Origin of the sequence: Lysobacter daejeonensis GH1-9 (assembly GCF_000768355.1) — a bacterium.
Lineage (GTDB): Bacteria > Pseudomonadota > Gammaproteobacteria > Xanthomonadales > Xanthomonadaceae > Aerolutibacter > Aerolutibacter daejeonensis.
In genome coordinates this window covers 1-1,689 of the sequence record NZ_AVPU01000070.1, presented here as the reverse complement: position 1 = coordinate 1,689, position 1,689 = coordinate 1, and the positions used below count along the sequence as shown (strand labels likewise).

The 1,689-nt window shown below is 67.6% G+C and carries 1 protein-coding gene; it reads right to left on the bottom strand.

Features of this window, described 5'->3' with window-relative positions:
- Window positions 1-128 precede the first annotated feature (128 nt).
- A partial coding sequence (gene yidC / locus N800_RS14980; RefSeq protein ID WP_036140515.1) for a membrane protein insertase YidC occupies window positions 129-1,689 on the bottom strand: 1,561 nt, incomplete at its 5' end.

The window sequence follows — 1,689 nt, the reverse complement described above, 5'->3', positions numbered from 1 at the left end:
AGGATGCCGCGACGGAGGGCTGGAGCAATGCCCCATGCCATCGCCGCCGCCCGCCATGCCAACGCCAAGTCCGCAAAACGACGAAGCCCGCCAGGAGGCGGGCCTTGTCGACGAATCACCCGCGTGGCTTACGCCTTCGCCGGCGCCTCCGCGTACTTCTTGGTCATCCACCACTGCTGCAGCAGGCCCAGCGCACCGTTGGTGATCCAGTACAGCACCAGGCCGGCCGGGAAGAAGGCGAACATCACGCCGAACACCAGCGGCATGAACTGCATCATCTTCTGCTGCATCGGGTCCATGCCCGGGGTGACCGGCGTCAGCTTCTGCGTGGCCCACATCACCGCGATGTTGATCAGCGGCAGCACGAAGAACGGGTCGCGCGCAGTCAGGTCGTGGATCCAGCCGATCCACGGCGCGTGGCGCAGTTCCACCGACTCCGACAGCATCCAGTACAGCGCGAGGAACACCGGCATCTGCAACAGGATCGGGAAGCAACCGCCCATCGGGTTGATCTTCTCCTTCTTGTACAGCTCCATCATCGCCATCTGGAACTTCTGCTTGTCGTCGCCGTAGCGCTCCTTGAGCTGCGCGATGCGCGGCTGGAACTTGCGCATCTTGGCCATCGACTTGTACTGCGCCGCCGACAGCGGATACATCAGCAGCTTGATCACCACCACCAGGCCGACGATCGACCAGCCCCAGTTGCCGATTACGTTGTGGATCTTCTCCAGCACCCAGAACAGCCACCCAGCGATGGTCGCCATGATGCTGTAGCTGCTGAAGTCGACGGCGCGGTCCAGTCCAGCGACCTTCTGCGCCTCGATCTGCTTGACCAGCTTCGGGCCCACCCACAGGCGCGCCTCGGTGGCGGCCTTGGTACCGGGCGCCACGCTCAGGCCCGGGCCGATTTCGCGGATCAGGTACTGCGTGCCGCCGGTGCCGGTCGGGGTGGACAATTCGAACTTGCCCTGGTCCTGCGCACCCGGGATCCACGCGGCGAAGAAGTGGTGCTGCAGCATGCCGATCCAGCCGCCGGTGACCGCCTTGTTGAGCGGACCGTCGTCGACGAAGTCGTCGAACTTGCGCTTCTCGTACTTGTCGGTGCTGCTGTACCACGCCGCGCCCTGGAAGCTGTACTGCTCGGCGCTCATCGGACCGCTCTTGACCAGCGCGCGCGGCACGCGCGCCAGCTGGCGGTAAACGAAGCCCTGCCACGGCGCGGTGCCGGCGTTGATGACCTCGTCGCGGACGTCGACCACGTACTGGCCGCGCTTGAAGGTGTAGGTGCGACGGATGCTCACGCCGTTGGCGCCGGTCCACACGAACGGCACGGCCACGCTGTCGGCACCGGCGGCGAGGGCGAAAGCGGCCTGCCCGCCCTCCGGCACGAAGCCGGCCTGGTGGGTCGGCGCGGCGCCGCCCTGGCTGACCCAGCCGCTCTGCGCCACGAAGTAGTTGGCCGCGTCCTGCGCGAACAGGCGCACCGGCGGGCTGCCGGCGTCACTGCTCTGCGGGTAGGCCAGCAGGTCGGCTTCGCGCATCTCACCGCCATCCAGCACGACCTTTAGCACGTCCGTGGTCACGGTGACGGTCGCGGCCTGCGCGGTGGCCGGGGTAGCGCCCACGCTGGCCAACGGCGGCGCCGCCGGAACCCCGGGCAGGGCGCCCTGGCTGGCGCTGGGCACGCTG